Origin of the sequence: Desulfonatronospira sp. MSAO_Bac3 (assembly GCF_003838035.1) — a bacterium.
Taxonomy (GTDB): Bacteria; Desulfobacterota; Desulfovibrionia; order Desulfovibrionales; family Desulfonatronovibrionaceae; genus Desulfonatronospira; species Desulfonatronospira thiodismutans.
Map to the genome: position 1 here is coordinate 1 of NZ_QYZY01000200.1, position 4,413 is coordinate 4,413.

The 4,413-nt window shown below is 53.3% G+C and carries 3 protein-coding genes; all 3 read right to left on the bottom strand.

Annotated elements, in window-relative coordinates; all coding sequences use genetic code 11:
* Positions 1-320: 320 nt before the first annotated feature.
* Positions 321-596, bottom strand: coding sequence for a hypothetical protein (locus D5S03_RS06870; RefSeq protein ID WP_287043145.1), 276 nt, complete (start codon positions 594-596; stop codon positions 321-323).
* Positions 597-685: 89 nt separating this feature from the next.
* Positions 686-985: a DUF4168 domain-containing protein gene (locus D5S03_RS06875; protein ID WP_287043146.1), complete on the bottom strand. Its 300-nt coding sequence runs from the start codon at positions 983-985 to the stop codon at positions 686-688.
* A gap of 636 nt (positions 986-1,621) precedes the next feature.
* Positions 1,622-4,413: S41 family peptidase (locus tag D5S03_RS06880; protein ID WP_287043147.1), on the bottom strand; the 2,792-nt coding region annotated here is incomplete at its 5' end.

The window sequence follows — 4,413 nt, forward strand, 5'->3', positions numbered from 1 at the left end:
ATTTGTTAGAGTTTCTTCAAGCTTTGTGTGCGCAGGTAGCAAATAGTTTTAAGGATATGTGCGGGGGCATTACCCGCCTGGCAGACAGGCAAATTGGCATATCTCCCCCCTGAAGGGTTACGGTTACCGTATCTGAAGAAATTGTCTAACTGAAGCAATTTAGCGGAAGCAACAACTTTTTTTGAAATTTACCGTGCTGTCTTCTACAGTGAAATGTCGCAAGGCGATCCTCCGCCGCAGCAGACACAAAAAAGGCCCTCCAGCTGGAGGGCCTTTTTTGTAGCCGGCTTTACGCCGGTCCTGAATGTGGATGCAGGTTTTTAGAAGTCAGGTTCTTCGTATTCTTCGGTATCATATTCTTCGTAGCCTTCAGGCTCGTATTGTTCATAGCCTTCAGGTTCGTACTCTTCGTATCCTTCTGGCTCATATTGTTCATAACCTTCAGGGGCTTCATAGCCTTCGGCTCCGCCATACTCTTCAGCGGCAGGTTCTTCTGCATCAAAGCCATCCGCTGCATGCAGGTTCATTCCAAAACCCATTACCAGCATGAAAGCAAAAAGCAGACTCAAAAGCTTGATACCCATTTTTTCGAACATAAATCCTCCTTGGTTTTAATTTAAGTTATACATATATGACTACCTTTATGCAGTGAAAACTTTTTTATAAATATCTATCCGGGATGTTATTAATGCTCACCCGAAGACTGCAGCCTTTTGTTTAAAGACCTGCGCAGTTCATCATCGGTTTTCACTGCTTCCATGGCTTCGTTGTAAGTTTCAAAATCCAGTCCCTGCTGCTCTACTGCTCTGACCATATCCTCCCCTGCCTTTTCCAGCTTCTGCAGGGTTTCATCAGAGTCATTCAAAGCAGTCAATTCTTTGTGTACGTTTTCTTTGATGGACTTAATGGATTTGTAGGCTTCGGCCACTTTATCCATTTCAGATTCGCCTATATCTGAGCCCATGAAATTTTTGCCGTCCTGCATGGATGCCTCCATAATAAACAAAATAAAGATTAAAAAATAAAACCGTTTTTTGCGTGTGTTATCTTCTTTAGATAGCAACCAGCGTGCCAAAAAATAGAATATAGTAACTCGAGGGTGCAGTGAGGCGGAGATTGAGAAGTATACCTCTCCTTGCCGGGGAGGGAAGTGTGCGGACTGGACATGCAAAAAACTGTGCAGGAATTGCATGCTGTGCCATTTTTGCAGATCCAGGCAACCATTAGATACGCCGGCAGAAATTAACCATTCAAAGGCTCCTGGATGGTCATTACTCGTACTCACGACTCTGGCGGGACTGTCCCCGGGCCGGTCTCGGCATCCCCCTGAATGGCTGATTCATCAGTCCTCTTCCACTGGAAGCTCCAAGCGCTCGCAACCCTTCAGGGGGGAGATATACCAATTTGCCTGTCTGCCAGGCATGTAATTCCTTGCTGGGGATCTTTATTCTTCAAAACCGTGTGTGCGGAGCACCCGTGTGAAGCCTGAAGGCTTCCCGTGCCTAAGAAGATTTTTTTGGCACGGGCAACTTCGTTGCTCACGGGCGGCTTTGCCGCTCACGGTTGGGGAGTAACGCCTGAAGTCTTTTCTCGATGGCGATTGCTGGTACCCCCTGAATGGTTACAAGCGCTCAAGCAGGTTCTCCACCGCCTTTTCCAGCTGAGGATCGCGTCCTGCAGCCTCGTCTTCCGGTGTCTGCTCTACGCGCAGGTCGGGAACGGCACCGCTTTGCTCCATATCCGTACCATCGGGGAGGTACCACCCCCGGGAAGGAACCCGGACCTGTGCCCCGTCAATCAGCCTGTAGCTCGAGGTGGAAATGACCCCGCCGTAGGTCTGCTCCCCCACCAGCACTCCCCGGTCCAGAGTCTTGAAGGCATGGGCCAGAATTTCCGAGTTGGAATAGCTCTTTTCATTGGCCAGCATGTTTATGGGCAGGGTATAGCGCGGCACAGGCAGACGGTCCTGGGGATAATGCCCGGTCTTCTGCGGATCAGCCCCGGCAGGTACGGTATAGGCATGCTCCCTGGTCATTATGGAGGCCAGGATAAGGTCTGTTGTGTAACCCCCGGCATTGTTGCGCACATCTATTATCAGTCCCTCTTTTCCTTGGGCTGCAGCGTACAGATGAGCCTGGAAGTCCTCCAGAGATGCCTGGTTCATGGTCTGAATATGTATATATCCCAGACGCCCGTCTGAGAGACTTGAAACCTTTTTGCTGCTTTCATCCCGGAAGGCCTCGTAACGAAGAGCTGTCAGATCCTCATAGGAAACAGGTATTGCCAGGGTGTTGTGGTTTAAAAAACCATCCTCTGCAGGACGTTTGAAGCCTACAACCACCTCGCGGCCCGCTGTCCCCCGCAGTCTTTGCAGCAGGGTCTCGGGCTCTTCAAACCGGTGCATGTCAATATGTGTGATTATGTCCCCGGGCTGCAAAGAAACAGCTGAGCGATGTGCCGGCCCCCCGGGCACAACATCTTTGACCCTGAACCCATAACCTCCGTCCTCCAGGGAAACCTGCTGGTAATCAATGCCCAGACGGCCCGAGGGTTCGCGAGTCCCTGCCTCCGGACCCGGATTGAAAACCCCGGTGTGCGAGGCCCCGAGTTCTCCCATAAAGCGGTTGGAGATGTCGCTGAATTCGCTGGCCGTCCTGGTGCGCTTTACAAGTTCTTCGTATTCCCGGGTCAACGAAGGCCAGTCAAGACCCTTCATGTCAGACAGGTAAAAGTGCTCCTGCATTACCCTGGCCGCCTCCCGGAATTTCTGCAGGGACTGCTCCTTTTTATCTATGCGGATATTCTCTGAAATCCCGGGGCGTCTGTGCTCTCCACCGTCCAGAGGTGCAATACCTGCTTCTCCGCGCAGTGTGTACACTGCACTCTTGCCGGTAATATCCAGCCCCTGAACATTCACGGCGGAACTTAGTCGCTTGCGCTCGCTGCCGTCCCACTTGAGACTGACGAGATCATCTCCTCCGGAATTAAACAGGAAGCGATCCCCTCCAGGGGTCATTTCGTTTGAGGTCTTGTTCAGGGATGAGTTTGTCACTGGCTCTATCCTGCGCCAGGCGTTTTCCAGGTCCATCTCCCATGGTTCGAGACTCAAGGGAGTCGGAACGGGAGGGCTGCCTGGAAGCCGCACCGGCAGGGGACGAATTTTTTCCGCTTCTTTGCCGGCCTCACGGTAATAATTATGCAGTTCCCTGGTGGTCATATTTTCCATGTCCGGATCCAGGTAGACCCTGTATACATCATAGTTGTCACCCGATCGGTTGGAAATAAAGCTCAGTATCCGTCCGTCGGCCGACCAGCGGGGATTGAGATCGTTTCGCGGATGCCTGGTTATATTGACAGGTTCTTCAGAACCGTCTGCAGGGACTATGAAGATATTGGAACTGAAATTGAGATCGTTCTGGGAATAGGCGATATATTGTCCGTCATGAGACCAGCGCCAGTGCATACTGAAGTCCCAGCCCTCCACCAGCGTCTGCTTCTTTCCTGAAGTCAGGTCTTTCACCATCAGGTCTCCAGGACCGCGAAGAAAAGCCAGGCGTTTGCCATCCGGGGACGGAGAGGGCCGACGGTCGTTTAGGCCGCTGTCCACAACCGGGACAACCTCGAAATGAACAGCATCCTGCCACCGTGCAGGGTCCATTTTTCCGGGCAGACCTTCAGCCTGTTCCAGGCCAAGGTCCTCTTCAGGCTCCTCTTGCGGCTCAGGGTCGGGATCATGGGCCGGGTCCGTTCCAGGTTCCGGTGCAGGGTCCGGTCCGCGGGGGGCACCCGGGTCCACGGGATCCAGAGGTGCAAAGGGATCATCTGCTTCATCCTCCACCTCCCGCAAGTCCTTCTCAGGCTGCCCCTGCAGGCGTTGCTCTTCCCTGTCAGGCTTAACTTCAGACTCTTCAGGCGGGGTCTTTTGCGGGCTTTTTTCAGGCTGGCCGTCAACAGTTATGTCGTGTACCCCCAGCCTGATTTCCTCCCTGGTCAGGGCTACTCTGGCCTTGTATATGGAATCCGTGCCATGGGCATCGCTGGTGAAATATAGCCGCAAACCGTCCGGAGACCAGGCCGGGTGACGGTGACGGGCATGGGTACCCGGAGTTACCGGCCTGGTGGGGCTGTACTCATCCACATGGCGCACAAAAACCCGGCCGTAAGCCACCTGGGCCAGGACCTGGTTGTCCGGGCTCAGGGCCGCTTCAGTCACCTCCCTGTCTATCCTTCGCAACTCATACCTGTCCGGGCCGTCATCTCCTGCTCGCAGATTTATGGGCTGGGGCTCAGCTTCGGCATCTTCCAGGTCCAGGGAGTAGAGGCGGTCCCAGCCCTGCAGGACCACGGTGCTGCCGTCGGCGGAAACATCAAAGTGCTTAACATCCCTCTCCTGGAAATCCGTAAGCCTGACAG